Origin of the sequence: Paracoccus sp. SM22M-07 (genome assembly GCF_001887735.1) — a bacterium.
Classification (GTDB): Bacteria; Pseudomonadota; Alphaproteobacteria; order Rhodobacterales; family Rhodobacteraceae; genus Paracoccus.
Map to the genome: position 1 here is coordinate 1 of NZ_JPKW01000007.1, position 19,696 is coordinate 19,696.

A 19,696-nucleotide genomic window follows, 5' to 3' on the forward strand; every position below is an offset into this window, starting at 1 on the left:
CTTCGCCATCCGGAGCCGCTTCGCCGGCCACCCCAGCTGTAGCGACAAGACACGTAATGCACTAAGATTGAAACCGGACCACCCGATAGGGGCAGGCCACGTCTTGAGAGATATAAATAGTTGGGATTGGAATGTTCAGAAGCAAACTTTCAATAAGTCGAGATGAGATTTCTGCAGGCCACCTATGCCTCCGCTGATAGTCAGGATCAAGTCTGATGGTTTTTTTATCAATTCTTTTAATAAGGGTCTCAAGGTCATATTCAATGTTCTGAGTTTTGACAGTTCGCTCACGAGCCTTGCTCTGCAAGCTGTCGAGCGATTGGCGCAAAGTTTCGTTGGTCATAATTTTCCCTCAATCCGCATACGTTTCATCTTAAGGTTTGCTTTGGGCCTGATTTTCGTAACTGCCACTAGGCTATACCACCGCATTGGTAGGTTAGGATAACTTTTCCAAGTCAGCTTAGACGCTTTCTTGCTGCCAGGCAGGACTCTTATTACTGACTAGTAGATGGTTAGTTGAAAGATTGCTACCTACCTCGCGCTAATAGGGCGAGCTTCGATCGAGATTCGCGAAAGTCCGCGTCCTCAACGGTGAATCGGGCTCCGACCACGTCGGATATGAACGGCGTCCCCAAGTGCCGCGGTTGTAGGACCGCAGCATTTGGGCCGCTTTTCCGCCCCCGGATGTCAGTCAGCGAACCAATAACCGAGCGGAGATCGAATGACCGCTCCACATTGCTTCTGTAGCCTGTTCTGTCGCGCCCCCGTCAGGCAGATCCCCGCCCTTCGCGTTGGATCAGGCGCAAGTGAGCCTACGCTGACGTTGAATTGCTGCTTCTGAGTGCTGAGCCCGCTGGACTGCCGCGCCGCCATGAGGTCGCTTCCCGCCCAATGCAGCATAGTTTGTCGGCGCATGCCGTGCCTTATCGGGCCATGATGTCGTGCGGGGTCGACCGCCTTCAAATGTGAGAGGTGGCGGGTGGCGGCAGGAATGGGTATCTGGGATGGATGGCTCGGCTTCCTCTTTCCATTCATCCCATACCTGGTGAAACGGCGATGTCCTTGGCATCACGCCTGGCGGAGGTGAACCACGTTCCTATGCGCGAGTTCCTGCGCGACATGGGTATTGGGATAAACAGTCTGATCGCTGGTGAAGGTGCCGCTGTTTCACAGCTGGCGGAGCTTTCCGGTGTTCCGGTCGCCGAGCTTCGTCGGGGCACGCCCAGGACCAGCGATGGGCAGGTATGGTTCGCAGGTAATTGCTTTCCGGCCGCCCGCGTCGGCGGCAGGAAGGTGCGCGGGTGCCTCGATTGCCTAAAAGGCCAACCTGGACTGCGTGGGATATGGCCGCTGCCCTTTGTCACGATCTGCCCGGAGCATAACCGCCCGCTGGTTACGTTGTGGACGATTCAGGACAAACTTGATCGGCACGACGTCACCAGACGCCTGCCGGACCTTGATCTGGCCCCCGAGGGACGCCCTGAGCCACGCGATCCTTCCAAGTTCGATCTATGGTGGCTGGATCGGCTTGAAGGCAACACAGCCTTCGATCATTGGCTGGATCAGTTCGATCTTCATGCTTCCGCGCAGTTCTGCTTAGAGCTGGGCCGGGCCGCGATTGCGACCACGGTGCCGAAGTGGCGTGCACTTCGCGACGATGAGCAATGGTGGCCGGCTGATGTCGGGTTTCGGCTTTGCACGGGTGGCGAGGAGGCCCTGCGTGTCGCGCTGGCTGATCTGCAGCATTTGATGGGCCGACCCGAGGAAGGGCCACGCAAGATCTTCGGTGGTCTTCATGACCTGCTTGCCGCGGATCTTTGTCCTAAGGAGTTGCGGCCCTTCCAGAGCATTCTGAGGCAGCACATACTTAAAACCTGGCCGCTTGCGCCCGGCGATGAGGTGCTGGGCGAACCGGTGCTGCGCCGTGAGAGCATATCGCTGTCGGCACTCGCTTGATTGATGCAAATATCGGAGGCCGATGTTCAGGCGCTGACCAAGGCCAATGAGGTTTCTCCGTCAGGATGGACGCTCATTGATCTCGCCGAGGCGCGGGCAGCGTTCCCACAAGGCCTCATCGAAACGGACTTCCTGCAGGCCATGTCGCTGACACCGCACCAGTTTGCCCAGGCGCGAGACGCAGGTCTGTTCGAGCGCGTTGACGGTGTGAGTTGGAACGTCTGGGCCGCGCAGGACCTGATCGATGATTTGCTGATTGGTGCCGAGCCGATCTATGTCGCGATGCATGACTGGTGCAGCTTGGGAGAAGCATCTGTCAGATTGGGCATGACGTTCCCCGAGATCATCAGTAACATTCGCTCTGGGAAGTTGGCACGGGTGGGCAGGTATCTGCAGCGGTCGGGGTTTGCTTCGGTTCTGGTGAACCTTGGGCATGTCGGACAGGAAGGCGAAGCGATTTCGCTGGATGCCTTTGCCTATTCGCAAGGGCTACCGCCAAGCGAACTTCTGAGCTTTGTCCGTCGCAATGGCTTGTCGTGTCAGCAAATGCGCGGACCACGAGGTGGGTCGCAGCTGCGGATGAACGCGCCCGACCGTGAGGCATTCCACGAGCGGTTTATCAGGTTTCGCACGCTGTGCGTTACAGCGCGTCTGGGGTGGAGCGAGCTTCAGGTGTTGCTTGATACCGACAGGATACAGCCGGCAGGCGGCAGCAAGAGAATCTATTCCCGTGCCGAGGTCAGCCATCTGCTTTCCTGAATCCACGATCCACGTCGATTTTTCTTGACGCCCTTGCGCACGCTATTGCCTCCGTTTGCGCATGCATCCCCTTTCTTTGGCAGCCTGATATGATCACGTCTTGCAGGGGCGGCCCGCGACATAGGTCTGTGCCACCGCACGGTCGTCGCCCATGATCTGCAGGATGAACAATTCCTCGGCCAGAGTCTGGGCGCGTTCCATGCGCAGATCCATCGCAGGCGTCGCGCGGGCATCCAGCACCACCAGATCAGCGGCCGATCCGGGCCGAAGCGTGCCGATGCTGTCGTCCATGCCAAGGGCCATGGCATTGCCGCGCGTCGCCCAGTGGAAGGCCGACAGGGGATGCAGCTTCTGGCCGCGCATCTGCAGGATCTTGTAGCCCTCGTTCAGGGTCTGCAACATGGAGTAACTGGTGCCGCCGCCCACATCCGTCGCGATGCCGCTGACGACGCCCGCACCGCGCAGCCCGGCCTCGTCGAAGAGGCCCGAGCCCAGGAACAGGTTCGAGGTCGGACAGAAGATCGCACGGCTGCCGGTTTCGGCCATCCGCGCGATCTCGCGCGGGTGCAGGTGGATCGAATGACCCAGCAGCAGCTTGTCTGACAACAATCCGTGCTGTTCATAGATATCCAGATAATCCCGCGCCTGGGGATAGAGCGACAGGGTGAAGTCGATCTCGTCGCGGTTTTCGGACAGATGAGTCTGGACGTGGCAATCGGGATGTTCCGCAGCCAGTTGCCCGGTCATGGCCAGCTGTTCCGGCGTCGAGGTGATCGCGAAGCGCGGCGTGATCGCATAGCGCTGTCGCCCCTTGCCGTGCCAGTCGCGGATCAATGCCTTGGTGTCGTCATAGCCCTGTTGCGCGGTGTCCAGCACCGCGTCGGGGGCATTGCGATCCATCATCACCTTGCCCGCGACCATCGCCATGTCGCGGTCATGGGCGGCGCTGAACAGGGCCTCGGCGCTGGTCTTGTGGCTGGAACAGAAGGCGACCGCCGTCGTCGTTCCATGCGCGGTCAGCTGGTCCAGGAACAGTCCAGCCATCCGGGTGGCATGGCCGGCGTCGGCGAAGCGCGCCTCTTCGGGGAAGGTATAGGTGTTCAGCCAGTCCAGAAGCTGCGCGCCCCAGCTGGCGATCACCTGCAACTGCGGGAAATGGATATGCGGGTCGATGAAGCCCGGCAGGATCAGGTGCGGGCGGTGGTCCATTTCCGGCAGGTCGGGACGTGCCAGATCGGCGTGATCGCCGACAGCGACGATCTTGCCACCCTCTACGATGATCGCCCCGTCTGCCCAATAGCGGTGGTTGTCCTGCGTTTCGGCGGGATCGGCATGAAAGTCGAGGACGCGGCCCCGGATCAGATGTTGCATGGGTATTTTTTCAAAGAAGAAACTGCGGTGAGCCTGCCGATCAGTTCGGCGGCGGTGAAGGCGGCGATGACCTCGGGGCGCTTGTCATGGGACAGGCCCGCGCCGATGGGGCAGATCAGCCGGGACGTGTCGATGCCCTTGGCAAAGCGGGTGAACTGGGCACGCTTGGTCGCGCTGCCGATCATGCCGACATAGGCCAGATCGGGGCGCGAGAGCGCTTCGACGGCCAGCAGGAAATCCAGCGCGTGATCATGGGTCAGGATGATCACCGCCGTGCCGGCCCGCGCGTCGCGGATCAGGGTTTCGGGCAGCGGGGTCAGGTGGGTGGCAATGCCGGCGGCGGCCAGCGACAGTTCCTCGGGTCGCTGGTCGATCAGGGTGGCATTGACCGGCAGCGGCTGCAGCGCCAGCGCCAGGGCACGCCCGACATGGCCCGCGCCAAAGATCAGCGCGTCGGGATGATCCTGCGGCGTGGGGCCGTGGCGGTCCAGTTCCAGAACGACCCGCCCGCCGCAGCATTGACCGATTTCCGGCCCAAGGGGGACGTCCATGCGGTCCAGGTCCAACCCCTGCGCCAGCATCGCCCGTGCCCGGTCGATGGCCATGTATTCCAGCTGGCCGCCGCCGATGGTCCCCTGCACGCCATCAGGGCCGACGAACATCTCGGCCCCGGCATCGCGCGGGGTGGATCCGCGGGCCGATATGACACGGATGCGGATCATCCGCGCAGGCGGTCCACCGCCATCAGCACGCGTTCGGGCGTGGCGGGCGCATCAAGGCGGGCCGGTTCGCGGTAATCGGCCATGGATGCGACGGCCATGTTGATCGCCTCGAAGACGCTGATGCCCAGCATGAAGGGCGGTTCACCAACGGCCTTGGACCGCTTGATGGTGCGTTCGGCGGCCTCGGACCACGCGACCAGCTTGACGTTGAAGACGCGCGGGCGGTCGCTGGCCAAGGGCACCTTGTAGGTCGAGGGCGCATGGGTGCGCAGGCGGCCCTTGTCGTCCCACCACAGCTCTTCGGTCGTCAGCCAGCCCGCGCCTTGGACGAAGGCGCCCTCGACCTGGCCCTTGTCGATGGCGGGGTTCAGGCTGCGGCCGACATCATGCAGCACGTCGGTCCGGTCGATGACATATTCGCCGGTCAGCGTGTCCACCGACACCTCGGAGACCGCGGCGCCATAGGCATAGTAATAGAACGGCCTGCCCCGCCCGGTCGACCGGTCCCAATGGATCTTGGGCGTCTTGTAGTGACCCGCAGCCGACAGGTTCACCCGTGCCATATAGGCGGCGGCGATCACTTCGGTGAAGGGGATGGCGGTATCGCCCGCCATGACGTGGTTCGGCACGAACTGCACCGCATCGGGGGCCACCTGCCAGCGTTCGGCGACGAAAGCCACCAGCCGCGCCTTGATCTGGTCGGCCGCGTCCAGCGCCGCCATCCCGTTCAGGTCGGTCCCCGACGACGCCGCCGTGGCCGAGGTGTTGGGCACCTTTTCCGTGGTCGTCTTGGTGATCTTGACGCGGGCGATGTCGCATTGGAACGCCTCGGCCACGACCTGGGCGACCTTGGTATTCAGCCCCTGCCCCATTTCGGTGCCGCCGTGGTTCAGCATGATCGACCCGTCGGAATAGATATGGACCAGGGCGCCCGCCTGGTTGAACCAGGTGGCGGTGAAGCTGATCCCGAACTTGACCGGCGTCATGGCGATGCCCTTGCGGATGACGCCGCCCTTTGCGTTCCAATCCAGCACAGCCTGACGCCGCGCCTGGTAATCGCTGCCCGCTTCCAGTTCGTCCAGGATGCGCGGCAGGATCTGGTCGTTGACCTCCTGGTGATAGGGGGTCAGCTGGCCGTTTTCATAAAGGTTCGCGCGGCGGATCTCCAACGGGTCGCAGCCAAGGGCATAGGCGATCTCCTCGATCATGCGTTCGGCCACGATCACACCCTGCGGGCCACCAAAGCCCCGAAAGGCGGTGTTGCTGACCGTGTTGGTCTTCATCGGATGGCTGCTGACGCGCACATCGGGATAGAAATAGGCGTTGTCGGCATGAAACAGCGCCCGGTCCGTCACCGGCCCCGACAGGTCCGACGAAAAGCCGCAACGCGCGCACCAGTCGCCCTGAACGGCACGGATCTTGCCCGTGTCGTCGAAGCCGACTTCGTAATCGACCACGAAATCGTGGCGCTTGCCGGTGGCGATCATGTCGTCATCGCGGTCGGGGCGGATCTTCACCGCCCGCTTCCAGCGCCGGGCGGCAATCGCTGCCACGCAGGCGAACAGGTTCATCTGCGTTTCCTTGCCCCCGAAACCGCCCCCCATGCGGCGCACGTTCACGATCACCGAATGGCTGGGCACCTTCAGGGCATGGGCGACCATGTGCTGCACCTCGGACGGGTGCTGGGTCGAGACGTTGATGGTCATGTCATCGTCTTCGCCCGGCACGGCCATGGCGATCTGGCCTTCCAGATAAAAGTGATCCTGTCCGCCGATGGCGAAGCGGCCGCTGATCCGGCGCGGCGCGGCGGCCATGCCCTGATCGGCGTCGCCCCGGCGTAGGGTCAGGGGTTCGGTGACGTATCCCCTGCCCGCGTCGCGCGCGGCGATCGGGTCCAGCGCGTGGGGCAAGGCGTCATAGGTGATCTGGGCCTTGTGCGCGGCACGGCGGGCCTGATCGCGGGTTTCGGCGATGACCGCAAAGACCGGCTGACCCCAGAAATGGACGGTTTCTTCGGCAAAGATCGGGTCGTCCTTCTTGCCATTGGCCGAGACGTCGTTGATGCCCGGAATGTCCTTGGCCGTCAGCACGCCGATGACGCCGGGATGGGCCAGCGTCTCGCTGAAATCCATGGCGGTGATCGTGCCATGGGCGCATTGCGACAGGCCCAGATAGGCATGAACCAGGCCGTGCGGTTCGTTCAGGTCGTCGGTATATTCGGCGCGACCCGTCACATGCTTGGCGGCGCTGTCATGGGCGGTGTCCCGATGGGCCTGCCCGCGAAGGATGGTATCGTCTTTCATGGTCAAACCCCCAGCGTTTCGGTCAGGCGGACCGGCAGGCCCGGTTCGGATTGTTCCAGCCAGAAGCGGCGGAACAGGTTCTGCGCCACGCGGGCGCGATAATCGGCGCTGGCCCGCATGTCCGACATGGGCGTGAAGTCATCGGCGACGGCGCGGGCGGCGGCGTCGAACGTGGCCTCGGACATGGGCTGGCCCCGCAGGGCGGCCTCGGCCCGGGTTGCGCGCTTGGGGGTCGCCGCCATGCCGCCAAAGGCCACGCGGGCGTCCTGGATTATGCCGTCCCGCACCGTCAGGCAAAAGCCCGCAGCGACCGCCGTGATGTCGCTGTCGCGCCGCTTGCTGACCTTGTAGGCGGCGACGATGGCGTCGGGCCGCGTCGGGATGATCACCGTCTCGACGAACTCGCCCTGCTGGCGGTCCTGCTTGCCGTAATCGATGAAGAAATCCTGCAGCGGCAGTTCACGGCGCTGATCGCCACGGCGCAGCACGATCCGCGCCCCAAGCGCGATCAGCAGCGGCGGCGTGTCCCCGATGGGCGACCCGTTGGCGATATTCGCCCCGATCGTGCCCATGTTGCGCACCTGCCAGCCGCCGATCCGCAGCCAGTAATCATAAGCCGCCGGGATGTGCTGGCGGATCAGCGGCGCGGCCTCGGAATAGGTGACGCCCGCGCCGATATGCAGTTCTTCGTCAACGACTTGCACCGACTTCATCAGGTGACCGATGAAGATGGCGGGGCTGATGTCGCGCATGAATTTCGTGACCCACAGGCCCACATCCGTGGCGCCTGCGACCAGCGTCGCCTTGGGTTCGTCCATCAGCACCCGCGCCAGGTCGTCGACATCGGCGGGAATGATGGCGCGGTCGCCGTCGCGGTCCAGATCGACACGGGCGCGGGGCATCGCGGCCAGCCGCGCGGCCACGGCATCGCGTTCCCGCATCAGCGCATCGGCGGCCTGCCCGCCCGCACGACCGGCGGCAAGGGCGGCGGTGATAATCGGCTCGTACCCCGTGCAGCGGCAGATATTGCCCTGCAGCGCGATCTCGATATCGGTGGCCGTCGCATCGGGTTTGGTCATCCACAGCCCGTAAAGCGCCATGACGATGCCCGGCGTGCAAAAGCCGCATTGGCTGCCGTGATGTTCGACCATGGCGGCCTGGACCGGGTGCAGCCCGCCATCGGGCCCCTGCAGATGTTCGACCGTCACCACATGGCAGCCGTGGCAGGACGCCAGCAGCCGGATGCAGGCATTGATCGGCTCATAGACCAGGCCGGCGGCCGTCGGGCGCCCGAGCAGCACGGTGCAGGCGCCGCAATCACCCTCGGCGCAGCCTTCCTTGGTGCCGGTCAGGCGGCGGGCGATGCGCAGATGATCCAGCAGCGTGTCCGATGCGCCGACCTGCGACAGGGCGACTTCCTGGTCATTCAGCAGAAAACGCAGCTGGGTGGTCATGGTGTTCCTTCCTGGCGGTCCTGTTGCCGGGCAGCTTATGCGGGAAAAGGGGATTGCGAAATTGGCCCGGACGTAGAAGACTTTACATGAAACGTTGAAAGCCAGCCACCATCATGTCCTATCTGGAAAGCCTGCGGGTGTTCGTCCGCGTGGTCGAACTGGGGTCCATCACCGCCGGAGGCAGGGATTTGCGCCTGTCCCCGGCCGTCGCGTCGAATCGTATCAAGGATCTTGAAAATCGCTTCGGGCTGCGCCTGCTGAACCGCACGACGCGCAAGCTGACCACGACCGAGGTGGGGCGCGCCTTCTATGACCATGCCCGCCGGGTGATCGAAACCCTGGACGAGGCCGAGGCGCTGGTCAGCAGCTTTTCGGGCAAGCCGCAGGGGGTGATCCGCCTGACCGCCCCCCTGGGCCTGGGACGCCGGCTGGTCGCGCCGCTGATCCCGGCCTTCTGCCAGGACAATCCCGGCGTCGAATTCCGCCTGCGCCTGTCGGACCGCAGCGTCAATATCGTCGAAGACGCCATCGATCTGGCCTTCTTCCTGGGCGAACCGGCGGATTCGGCGCTGAAATGGCGCAAGATCGCCGATTGCCCCCGCGTGCTGGTCGCGTCCCCGCGATACCTGGCCGAACATGGCACGCCGCAGATCCCCGACGACCTGTCGGGGCATAACTGCCTGTTGCTGCGCTATCCGCGCAGCCCGGAATATTTCTGGACGCTGACGACCGATGACGGGCCGCGCAAGATGATGGTCTCGGGGCGGTTCGACACGGATGACGGCGATGTGCTGACATCCTGGGCGCTGGATGGCCACGGCATCGCCAACCGCCCCGAATACGAGGTGACGCAGGCGCTGCGCGACGGGCAGCTGGTGCGCCTGCTGCCCGACACGCCGCCCCTGCCCGCCCAGTTCGGTTGCCTTGCGCCGCATCGGCGTCTGCAGGACCCCAAGGTCCGCATGTTCGCCGATTTCGCGGTCAGGGAGCTAAGACCGGCCTTTCAGCCAGTCAGCCGAACACCCGTCTGAAGGCCGGGATCCGCGCCAGGATCAGTCGGTCGATCGCGATGGCCGCCGCCATCGCCACGCCCGCCATGGGGAATGCCACGCCGATCACGCAGGCCAGCACCACCGCGCCACGCCACAGCGGCATGTCGGCGGGCATGGGCGGCGGTGCCAGGCGCCATTGGCCCACCGGGCGCCGCTTCCACCACAAAACCACCCCGGACACGCACAGAAAGATCACCGCCAGACAGAAGGCGGTGTTGGCCAGCACGCTCCAGAGGCCAAGGGTGCCCATATGCAGCGCAATACCCACGGCCATGGCCTTGCCCGCCCAGGAATAATCCGCAAACCCCACATCGGCCAGAATGCGGCCCGTGTATTGATCGACATGGACGGTGCGATCCCTTGTCGGGTTCAGGCTGTCCGAGTTCATGGAATCGCGGGTCAGCGTCCAGACACCCGTATCACCTTTGGGCAGGATCAACTGATAGCGCCCGTCGAACCCGATGTGGCGGGCCAGCGCATCGACGCTGTCGATCGTCACCGGCTGCCCTTCGGCAATGCCGACGGCCCCCGCCGCCGATCCCGATGCGGGCAACGGGGTCTGTTCCAGCGCCCATGCCACCTGCTTGGGGCCGTCATTCCGGCTGCCATGGGTGGCATCCGACAAGGGCACCGCGTCCCATTTGGCGGCGGGAAAGGTCGACCAGGCCTGCGTCAGCTTTTCGCCCCAGACCCCCGACCAGGCCAGTCCGGACACCAGAAAGAACATCAGCACGACCGAGATCCAGATCCCTACGACGCCATGCAGCGACCGCCACAGCGCCCGCCCGCGTGCCGCAAGGTTCGGGATCATCGCGCGCACGATCCCCCCCTGTCGCGGCCACCACAGGTAAAGCCCCGTGGCCAACAGCACGACCCCAAGCGAGGCCGCGATTTCCAGCATCCGGTCCCCCGTCACGCCCAGCAGCAACGATGAATGGATGCCGTCCGCCAGATCGTACCAGCCGGCCTGGCGGGGAAAACTGGTCACGACCTGGGCGGTATAGGGATCGACGGCGACGGTCTGCTGGCCATCGGGGCCATCGATGCGAAAGATCGCGGCCAGACCGGGGGCACGCGGTGCCACGTATTGCACCGGCTGGCCGTCGGGAACCGAGGCGATGGCCACCGCCGTCTGCAGGTTCAGGCTGGTCGTCTGACCTTGGGGCGTCACCGGGATGCGTTCGCCGTCGCGCCCGTCCAGATGGGCGATCCACAGCATCATCATGCCGGTCACGGCCAGCACCAGGAAGAACGGCACGACGAACAGCCCGGCATAGAAATGCCAGCGCCACGCGGCCCGGTAAAATTTGGCGCTGCGATTGGCGGCCATCAGGGGGGCGGCGGTCATGATGACACCGCATGGGCGCAGGCTGCGCCGGGGGCCGACAGGGCGGCCGGATGAAAGACAGTCATGGGAATCGTCCTGTTGCACGGCAATGGCCATGCGGTTTCGCATTGTCAGATGAACGAAAGATCTGTCAGGCGCGCGGGGGCGCGCGTGCGAAACCTTGACGGGGCAGCGACAGGGGTTGCCACAGGTCGGCGGCAAGGCTGGGACGGATACGGCCCGACAGCCGGACCCACGGCGCCTCGGCAGGTGCCACGGCCCCGACCAGCGCATGGACCAGCAGGCAGGCATGGTCATGGTCCGGTGTCGCGTCATGCCCCTGCGCGGGATCGGCCAGCGAGACCTCGACGAGCCCATGGCCGGTACAGATCACCACCGCGCGGTCGTCGATCACGCCGATATCGGCCAGCGCCGCCGTGGATTGCGGCAGCAGCACCCCAAGGATCACCCCCAGCAGCAGGACAAGGCGGACAGCGCGGAACATGGCAGACGATTTAACGCGCGGCGGGCCCCGTGTTAAGCGGAAAAATCGTCACAGCCCTGCCACGCCGAACGCGCCGACCTTGCGGAACCAGCGGATGATCTGGCGACGCTCGTCATCCTCCATCCCGGTGATGTTGGCGGGGGGCATGGCGTCGGTCAGGCCGGCCTGGACATAGACCTGTTGGGCCGCCCGCGCGATGTCGGCGGGCGTTTCCAGAAACAGCCCGCGCGGGGCGTGGTGGATGCCCTCCCACACGGGTTCGCGGGCATGGCACATGGAACAGCGGCCCATCACGGTCTGGGCCACGTCGTCAAAGCCCTCGGCCTGGGCAAAGCGTTCCTCGGACGCGGTCATGGGGCGGGCCATCGCCTCGTCATAGCTTTCCTGGTTCAGCCCAAGCGCCGAGAGCCACATGATGGCCACGAACAGCATGGTCGTCACCGCCCATGTCCACCACTGATACCCTTTGCGGGCATGCATGGTGTTGAAGAAATGCCGGATGGTGACGCCCATCAGGAAGATCAGCGCCGCGATCAGCCAATTGTATTCGCTGGCGAAGGCCAGAGGATAGTGGTTCGACAGCATCAGGAAGATGACCGGCAGCGTCAGATAGTTGTTATGCGTGGACCGCAGCTTGGCGATCTTGCCGTATTTCGGGTCCGGCGCGCGACCGGCCTTCAGATCGGCCACCACGATGCGCTGGTTCGGCATGATGATCAGAAAGACGTTGGCCGTCATGATGGTGGCGGTGAAGGCACCCAGATGCAGCAGTGCCGCGCGCCCCGTGAAGACCTGGTCATAGCCCCAGCCCATCACCACCAGCGCTGCGAACAACAGCAGCATCAGCACCGTCGGACGCTGGCCCAAGGGCGATTTGCACAGCCCGTCATAGATCAGCCAGCCGATCGCCAGCGATCCGCCCGACACCAGGATCGCCTGCCAGATGGCCAGATCGGCCTTGGCCGGATCGATCAGGAACAGGTTCGCCCCCGCCCAATAGGTGACCATCAGCAATGCCGCCCCCGACAGCCAGGTCGAGTAGCTTTCCCATTTGAACCAGGTCAGGTGCTCGGGCATGCGTTCGGGGGCGACCAGGTATTTCTGGACGTGATAGAAGCCGCCGCCATGAACCTGCCATTCCTCGCCATGGGCGCCTTTCGGCATGCCGGGGGCCTTCTGCAGGCCCAGATCCAGCGCGATGAAGTAGAAGGACGACCCGATCCAGGCGATCGCGGTGATGACATGGGTCCAGCGGACGGCAAAGGCCAGCCATTCCCACAAGATGACGGTATCGGGGATCATCTCAGCTGCCCCTGTAGGTCGAATAGCCGAAGGGAGAGATCAGCAGCGGCACGTGGTAATGGTCCTGCTGCGACATGCCGAAACGGATCGGGATGACGTCCAGAAAGCGCGGGCTTTCCGGGGCGATGCCCGTGGCGTCCATCCAGTCGCCCGCATGGAATTCCAGCTCATAGCTGCCGGTGGCAAATTGGTCCTGGGGCAGGATCTGGCTGTCGGTGCGCCCGTCATCATTGGTGACCAGCCGCGCGATTTCCTGGCGGTCGCCTTGGTGCAGGCGGAACAGGACCACCGTCATGCCGCGGGCCGGCTGGCCGCGGGCTGTGTCCAGAACATGGGTGGTCAGGTAACCCGGCATCGTGATCCTCCGCTGATTATGCTTGGTTTGTTGATAACCGATCCTTCCTTGCGCGCGAGAGGGGCCGCCCGCAAGGCAGTCTTAAGATTTTGTGTATAATCGGCCCTCAGTGATCGGCCAGCTTGCCCGCGGCGCGCAGCTCCGCCTCATCCGCCGCAGGGGCGCCGTTATAGAACCAGTTCAGCAGCACCGCGCTGATCGCCGCCAGCAGGATGCCCGAATGCACCAGCGGGTGGATCGCGTGGGGCAGCCATTGCTTGAAATCGGGGGCCACCACCGGGATCATCGCCATGCCCACGCTGATCGCCACGACGAACAGGTTGTGCCGGTTGCCCGCGAAATCGACCCGCGACAGGATGCGCACGCCCGTGGCCGCGACCATGCCGAACATCACCAGCCCCGCGCCGCCCAGGACCGTGGTCGGCAGGCTTTCGACCAGCGCGCCCATCTTGGGGATCAGGCCCAGCACGATCATGATGATGCCGCCCGCCACGCAGACGAAGCGCGACCGCACCCCCGTGACACCCACCAACCCGACATTCTGGCTGAACGAGGTATAGGGAAATGTGTTGAAGATGCCGCCCAGCATGGTCCCCAACCCGTCGGCCCGCAGGCCTGCGGCCAGCTGCTTCTGGGTGACGGGACGGGCGCACATCTCGGACAGGGCCAGGAACATGCCGGTGGATTCGATCATCACCACGATCATCACCAGCACCATGGTCAGGACCATCACCGGATCAAAGGTGGGCAGGCCGAAATGGAACGGGGTGATCAGGGCGAACCACTGCGCCTCGGCCACGCGGTCGAAATGCATCATGCCCAGCATGGCCGCCGCGATGCCCCCCACCGCGATGCCGATCAGCACCGCGATGTTGGACAGGAACCCCGTCGCCAGGCGCGACACCAGCAGGATCGTGGCCAGCACCAGCGCCGCAATGGCGATATTGCCGCCCGCCGCGTAAAGCGGGTTCGCCACCGTGGGCGCCAGACGCACCCCTTCGGGGACGCCGCCTGCGGCGATGGCCTGCTCCAGCCAAGCGGCCTGCGCGGGATCGACCAGTTTCGGCGCGGTGGGACCGACCTGCAGGCCGAAGATCCAGTTGATGCCGATGGGCATCAGGCTGATCCCGATGGCCAGGATGACCGTGCCCGTCACCACCGGCGGGAAAAACCGCAACATGCGGCTGATGGCGGGGGCCAGCAGGATGGCGATCAGGCCCGCCGCGATGATGGCGCCGAAAAGCGCACGCGCGCCCTCCGCGCCGGGGTTGCCGGCGGCAATGGCGACCATGGGTCCCACGGCGGCAAAGGTGACACCCATCATGACGGGCAGCTTGATGCCGAAATACTGGGTGGCGCCCAAACTTTGGATCAGGGTGGCGATGCCGCAGACGAACAGATCGGCGGAAATCAGGAAGGCCACCTCGGCGGGCGACAGCTGCAAGGCACGCCCCACGATCAGCGGCACGGCGATCGCGCCCGCATACATCACCAGCACATGCTGGAACCCCAGCGTGATCAGCTTGGGTGTCGGCAGGCGTTCATCCACCGGATGGACCCCGGCGTGCCCCGTCGTTTCAGTCATGTGATTGCCCCCTTGCCTGCATGTCGTCCCAAGTCTTGCGCAAGGGCGCGGGGCACGAAAACGAATTTCACGCCCAAGCGCCTGCGAAAACCGCCATTGCCTGCATCCGGTGCAGCATGGCCCGACGTGGAACCTGTGGATGCGCCCTCCCCGGCGCAGGAAAAGGCTAGCATTCGTCCCCGGGTCGCGCCATTTTTCTGGAAAATCCGCCCGCATCGTGAAAGAAGGCGAAAAGCGCAGCAAGTCCAGCACCTTGCGTTTTCCGCTGCCGCTTGCGGATTTTCGCGCCACGCGACATGCAATCTTAACGGAGCTTAGATAATGGCCGATCCGATCCGCCGCCGGGGCCGCCCCAAGAAATCACAGCCCGAGGCCCCGGGCACCGTGCAGGCGCTGGACCGGGCGCTGGACCTGTTGGACCTGCTGGCATCCCGGTCTGGCCTGACGCTCAGCGAGATCGCCGATCAGGCGGGGCAGCCGCCATCGACCGTGCACCGCGTCCTGCACACCTTGGCGCAGCGCGGCATGGTGGAAAGCGATCCGACCACCCAGGCCTGGAATATCGGTCCCGCGACCTTTCGGCTTGGGTCCGCCTTCATGCGTCGTTCGGGCATCGTCGAACGCGCCCGCCCCATCCTGCGCACATTGATGGAACACACCGGCGAAACCGCGAACCTGGGCATCCTTCAGGGCAACCATGTGCTGTTCGTCAGCCAGGTCGAAACCCAGGAAACGATCCGCGCCTTCTTTCCGCCGGGGACGCGGTCGCCCTTGCATGCGTCGGGGATCGGCAAGGCGCTGCTGGCCTTCGGGCGTCCCGAAACGCTGGATGCGCTCTCCTCGGCGGGACGGCTGGAGCGGTTCACCGACAAGACCCTGACCAACCCCGACGAACTCAGGGCCGATCTGGCCCGCATCCGTCATCGCGGTTTTTCCTTCGATGACGAGGAAAAGACCCGCGGCATGCGCTGCATCGCCGCCCCCGTCTTTGACCTGTCCGGAGAGGCGATGGCCGGCATCTCGGTCAGTGGGCCCACGCATCGCATCGGGTCCGAACATGTCAAGACGCTTGGCGCGGTGGTCGCGGCCGCAGCTGCATCCCTGACCGAGGCGATGGGCGGCGCGGCCCAGTGACCGCGCCCGCCCCGATGGTCAGTGACCGCCGAAGAAGGCGTATTTGACCACGAACAGCGCGGCGATCACCCAGGTCGCCGCATGCACCTGCCGTGCACGCCCCGTCAGCAGCTTGACCAGCGCATAGCTGATGAAACCGAAGGCCAGGCCGTTGGCGATGGAATAGGTGAAGGGCATGGCGATCGCGGTCAGCACCGCAGGCGCGGCCTCGGTAACGTCGTCCCAGTCGATCTCGGCCAGTTCGCGCAGCATCAGCGTGGCCACGTAAAGCAACGCCGGCGCCGTGGCATAGGCCGGGACCGACCCGGCCAACGGCGCAAAGAACATCGCCAGCAGGAACAGCACGCCCACGACCACCGCCGTCAGGCCCGTGCGTCCGCCCGCCTGCACGCCCGAGGCGCTTTCGACATAGGCCGTCGTCGACGACGTCCCCAGCAGCGACCCCGCCGTGATCGCGGTCGAATCGGCCATCAGCGCGCGTCCCAGATTGGGGTTGTCCTGCGTCGGGCCGTCATCCAGCAGGCCCGCGCGCTTGGCCACGCCGATCAGCGTGCCGGTGGCGTCAAAGACCTCGACCAGGACCATGACCAGCACGACCTGGAAGATGCCATAAGTCAGCGCCCCCATCACATCCAGCTGCAGGAAGGTCGGCGCGACCGAAGGCGGCATGGACACGACCCCGCCGAACTGGCTGACGCCCAGGGCGATGGCCGCCACGGTGATGACCAGGATGCCGATCAGGATCGACCCGGTGACCTTCAGCGCGTCCAGCGCCACGATGATGAAGAACCCCGCGATGGTCAGCAACGTCCCCGTCGCCGTCAGATCGCCCAAGGCCAGCAGCGTCGCGGGGTTCGCCACGATCAGCCCCGACGATTTCATCGCGATGATCGCCAGGAACAGCCCGATCCCCGCCGCGATGGCGCTGCGCATGGATGCCGGAATGCCCGCGATCAGCCAGCTGCGGATGCCGGTGATCGACAGGAACAGGAAGATGATCCCGCTGATGAAGACCGCCCCCAGGGCCTGCTGCCAGGAAAAGCCCATGACGCCCACGACGGTGAAGGCGAAGAACGCGTTCAGCCCCATGCCGGGCGCCATGCCGATGGGCCAATTCGCCCACAGCCCCATGATCAGCGATCCGACCGCCGCCGCAAGGCAGGTCGCCACGAAGACGGCGTCGCGGTCCATGCCGGTCGTGGACAGGATGTCGGGATTGACGAAGATGATATAGGCCATGGTCAGGAATGTGGTGATCCCTGCGATCACCTCGGTCCTGACGGTGCTGCCCTTGTGCGACAGCTTGAAAAAGCGTTCCATGTTTCCCCCTGGCGCGGCTCTGACGGCCGCCATTGGGGCGCAGCTTGGTGGCTGCGTCAGGCGGTCGCAATTGTCCCATGCCCGTAAGTCTTTCAACGCGAATTTGAAAGACCCCGGCGATCTTTGCCTTTTCCTTGATACAGAATTCTGCATCCGGCGCTTGTTCCCGCGCGCGCAACGGGCTTTGGTGACGCTGCGACACCAAAGCCCGGAGGACTACATGCGCTACAGCCGCGATCTGTCAGGATATGGCGAAACCACGCCGGACCCCCAATGGCCCGGCGGCGCGAAGATCGCCGTCCAGTTCGTCGTCAACTACGAAGAGGGCGGCGAGAACAGCATCGAACACGGCGATGCCGCATCCGAGGCCTTCCTGTCGGAAATCATCGGCGCCCAGCCCTGGCCTGGCAAGCGGCACTGGAACATGGAATCCATCTATGATTACGGCGCGCGCTCGGGCTTCTGGCGGCTGCACCGCCTGCTGAAGGACATTCCCGTCACCGTCTATGGCGTCGCCACCGCGCTGGAACGCAGCCCCGAACAGGTCGCCGCCATGAAATCCGCCGGATGGGAGATCGCGACCCACGGGTTGAAATGGATCGACTATCGCGACATCCCGGCCGAGGTCGAGGCCGATCACATCGCCCGCGCGGTCGAGCTGCACCGCCAGGTGACCGGCGAACGGCCTTATGGCTTCTATCAGGGGCGGACGTCGATGAACACGGTGGCGCTTGGCTGTCAGGAAGGCGGTTTCGCCTATCTGGCCGATACCATCGCCGACGATCTGCCCTATTGGCATGTCCATGACGGCAAGCCGCAGCTGATGGTGCCCTATACGATGGATGCCAACGACATGCGCTTTTCCAGCGGCCAGGGGTTCGGCACGGGCCAGGAATTCTTCGACTATCTGCGCGACAGCTTCGACGTGCTTTACGCCGAAGGCGCGGCCGGTGCGCCCAAGATGATGTCCATCGGGTTACACTGCCGCCTTGCCGGTCGTCCGGGCCGCGCCATGGCCATCCGGCAGTTCCTGGAGCACTGCCGCGCCCATGACGGCGTCTGGTTCGCCAGCCGCCTCGACATCGCCCGCCACTGGGCGGACACGCATCCCTGGCAGCCCCGCATCCGCCCTTCCGAAATGTCCCGCGACGATTTCGTGGCGCGCTTTGGCGGCGTCTATGAACATTCGCCCTTTGTCGCCGAACGGGTCTGGGACGCCGAGATGGGGGCGGTCCATGATACGCCCACGGGCCTATCGGGCCGCATGGCGCAATTCTTCCGCGCCGCCAGCGACGAAGAACGCCTGGGCGTGCTGACCGCCCACCCCGATCTGGCCGGAAAGCTGGCGCAGGCCCGCCGCCTGACCGCCGACAGCAGCGCCGAACAGGCCAGCGCGGGTCTGGACGCCCTGACCGATGCCGAACGCGCCCAGTTCACGCAGCTGAACGACGCCTATGTCGCCAAGCACGGCTTTCCCTTCATCATCGCGGTGCGCGACCATGACAAGGCGGGGATCCTGTCCGCCATGCAGACCCGCGTCCAGAACGACACCCGGACCGAACGCGCGACCGCCGAGGCCCAGGTCATCCGCATCGCAGAACTTCGCCTGAAGGAGGCCCTGAAATGACCGACCACCCCCCCAAGGGCGCACCCACCGGCGATGTCGCCCAACTGCCGCCCGAACCCGCGCAGCGCATCCCCTATGCCGGTCCCGTCGCGGGCCTGCCGCCCCAGACCGGGATGACGACGGATACGGCCATCTTCACCGATGCCTATGCCGTCATCCCCCGCACCGTCATGCGCGACATCGTCACCAGCTATCTGCCCGGCTGGCGCGGCATGCGCATGTGGATGCTGGCCCGGCCGCTGACGGGTTTCGCGGAAACCTTCAGCCAGTATATCGTCGAACTGGCCGAGAATGGCGGCAGCGACACCCCCGATGACGACCCGCAGGTCCAGCATGCGATCTTCGTCACCGGCGGCGATCTGCAGATCACCATCGACGGCACCGACCATCCGCTGACGCCGGGCGCCTTCGCCTATGTGCCGCCTGGCACGCCCTGGAAGATCTGGAACCGCACCGCCGGTCCCGCAGGCTTCCATTGGTGGCGCAAGCGTTGGCAGCCCGCCGCGGGCGTGTCCAAGCCCGATCCGATCGTGGTGCAGGAACAGGATCTGGCGCCCTCGATGATGCCCGACACCGATGGCGCATGGGGCACGACGCGCTTCATGGACCCTGCCGATCTGCGCCACGACATGCATATCACGGTCGTGACCTTCAAACCCGGCGGCTCGATCCCCTTCGCCGAAACCCATGTGATGGAACACGGGCTTTATGTTCTGGAAGGCAAGGCCGTCTATCGCCTGAACCGGGACTGGGTCGAGGTCGGCCCCGGCGACTACATGTGGCTGCGCGCCTTCTGCCCGCAGGCCTGCTATGCGGGTGGGCCGGGACCGTTCCGCTATCTGCTCTACAAGGACGTGAACCGGCACGCACCGCTCTGGGGTCATCGCTAGGCCCCACAGCAGGGGGTCCGGGGGGCGCGCAGCA

17 protein-coding genes are annotated in these 19,696 nt (G+C 64.8%); 6 read left to right on the plus strand and 11 right to left on the minus strand.

Translation table 11 applies throughout. The annotated features are described in order from the left end of the window. Positions 1-61: 61 nt before the first annotated feature. Positions 62-343, minus strand: coding sequence for a DUF262 domain-containing protein (locus tag IE00_RS20880; protein WP_139291414.1), 282 nt, complete (start codon positions 341-343; stop codon positions 62-64). Positions 344-1,008: 665 nt separating this feature from the next. Between IE00_RS20880 and IE00_RS11485 the strand changes: the two genes are divergently transcribed. Together IE00_RS11485 and IE00_RS11490 are read left to right on the plus strand one after the other, a co-directional pair. Next, positions 1,009-1,956 carry a TniQ family protein gene (locus tag IE00_RS11485; RefSeq protein ID WP_072297264.1) on the plus strand — a complete coding sequence of 316 codons (948 nt, stop codon included), beginning with the start codon at positions 1,009-1,011 and terminating at the stop codon, positions 1,954-1,956. A gap of 3 nt (positions 1,957-1,959) precedes the next feature. Further along, complete coding sequence (locus tag IE00_RS11490) at positions 1,960-2,715, plus strand: hypothetical protein (RefSeq protein ID WP_139291415.1); 756 nt, start codon at positions 1,960-1,962, stop codon at positions 2,713-2,715. A gap of 93 nt (positions 2,716-2,808) precedes the next feature. Here the strand turns inward: IE00_RS11490 and guaD are convergent, their stop codons facing one another. Genes guaD through xdhA form a run of 4 tightly spaced genes read right to left on the minus strand, consistent with a single transcriptional unit; the run spans position 2,809 to position 8,565 of the window. Continuing rightward, a complete protein-coding gene (guaD, locus tag IE00_RS11495; RefSeq protein ID WP_072297266.1) occupies positions 2,809-4,086 on the minus strand; it encodes a guanine deaminase in 1,278 nt (425 codons plus the stop codon). Then, positions 4,074-4,808 (minus strand): xanthine dehydrogenase accessory protein XdhC, encoded by a 735-nt coding sequence (xdhC, locus tag IE00_RS11500; protein WP_072297267.1) that lies wholly within the window; start codon positions 4,806-4,808, stop codon positions 4,074-4,076. The genes guaD and xdhC overlap by 13 nt, the downstream gene beginning before the upstream one ends. Next, the gene (gene xdhB, locus IE00_RS11505) at positions 4,805-7,111 is read right to left on the minus strand and encodes a xanthine dehydrogenase molybdopterin binding subunit (RefSeq protein ID WP_072297268.1); all 2,307 of its coding nucleotides are present in this window, start codon (positions 7,109-7,111) and stop codon (positions 4,805-4,807) included. Before xdhB ends, xdhC begins: the two co-directional genes overlap by 4 nt. Positions 7,112-7,113: 2 nt before the next feature. After that, on the minus strand, positions 7,114-8,565 hold the full coding sequence (gene xdhA, locus IE00_RS11510) for a xanthine dehydrogenase small subunit (RefSeq protein WP_072297269.1): 1,452 nt from the start codon (positions 8,563-8,565) through the stop codon (positions 7,114-7,116). A gap of 113 nt (positions 8,566-8,678) precedes the next feature. Here xdhA and IE00_RS11515 point away from each other — a divergent pair, with 113 nt between their 5' ends. Further along, positions 8,679-9,596 carry a LysR family transcriptional regulator gene (locus IE00_RS11515; RefSeq protein WP_072297270.1) on the plus strand — a complete coding sequence of 306 codons (918 nt, stop codon included), beginning with the start codon at positions 8,679-8,681 and terminating at the stop codon, positions 9,594-9,596. On the opposite strand, the gene IE00_RS11520 is transcribed toward IE00_RS11515, so the two are convergent. The 5 genes from IE00_RS11520 to IE00_RS11540 form a co-directional block, all read right to left on the minus strand. After that, a complete protein-coding gene (locus tag IE00_RS11520; RefSeq protein WP_072297384.1) occupies positions 9,577-10,965 on the minus strand; it encodes a PepSY domain-containing protein in 1,389 nt (462 codons plus the stop codon). The genes IE00_RS11515 and IE00_RS11520 overlap by 20 nt on opposite strands. Positions 10,966-11,095: 130 nt before the next feature. Continuing rightward, the gene (locus IE00_RS11525; RefSeq protein WP_072297271.1) at positions 11,096-11,449 is read right to left on the minus strand and encodes a DUF2946 family protein; all 354 of its coding nucleotides are present in this window, start codon (positions 11,447-11,449) and stop codon (positions 11,096-11,098) included. 48 nt (positions 11,450-11,497) lie between these two features. Then, positions 11,498-12,751, minus strand: coding sequence for a urate hydroxylase PuuD (locus tag IE00_RS11530; protein WP_371328440.1), 1,254 nt, complete (start codon positions 12,749-12,751; stop codon positions 11,498-11,500). 1 nt (position 12,752) lies between these two features. Beyond that, positions 12,753-13,106 (minus strand): hydroxyisourate hydrolase, encoded by a 354-nt coding sequence (gene uraH, locus IE00_RS11535; protein WP_072297272.1) that lies wholly within the window; start codon positions 13,104-13,106, stop codon positions 12,753-12,755. Positions 13,107-13,212: 106 nt separating this feature from the next. Next, positions 13,213-14,691 carry a nucleobase:cation symporter-2 family protein gene (locus tag IE00_RS11540; RefSeq protein ID WP_072297273.1) on the minus strand — a complete coding sequence of 493 codons (1,479 nt, stop codon included), beginning with the start codon at positions 14,689-14,691 and terminating at the stop codon, positions 13,213-13,215. 321 nt (positions 14,692-15,012) lie between these two features. On the opposite strand from IE00_RS11540, the gene bhcR reads away from it, so the two are divergent. Beyond that, positions 15,013-15,825 carry an HTH-type transcriptional regulator BhcR gene (bhcR, locus tag IE00_RS11545; protein WP_072297274.1) on the plus strand — a complete coding sequence of 271 codons (813 nt, stop codon included), beginning with the start codon at positions 15,013-15,015 and terminating at the stop codon, positions 15,823-15,825. An 18-nt stretch (positions 15,826-15,843) separates the two neighbouring features. On the opposite strand, the gene IE00_RS11550 is transcribed toward bhcR, so the two are convergent. Next, positions 15,844-17,145, minus strand: a complete 1,302-nt coding sequence (locus IE00_RS11550; RefSeq protein WP_072297275.1) for an NCS2 family permease — start codon at positions 17,143-17,145, stop codon at positions 15,844-15,846. 220 nt (positions 17,146-17,365) lie between these two features. Here IE00_RS11550 and puuE point away from each other — a divergent pair, with 220 nt between their 5' ends. Continuing rightward, a complete protein-coding gene (gene puuE, locus IE00_RS11555) occupies positions 17,366-18,772 on the plus strand; it encodes an allantoinase PuuE (RefSeq protein ID WP_072297276.1) in 1,407 nt (468 codons plus the stop codon). After that, positions 18,769-19,662, plus strand: a complete 894-nt coding sequence (locus IE00_RS11560; protein WP_083554328.1) for a bifunctional allantoicase/(S)-ureidoglycine aminohydrolase — start codon at positions 18,769-18,771, stop codon at positions 19,660-19,662. Before puuE ends, IE00_RS11560 begins: the two co-directional genes overlap by 4 nt. The last annotated feature ends 34 nt before the right edge of the window (positions 19,663-19,696 follow it).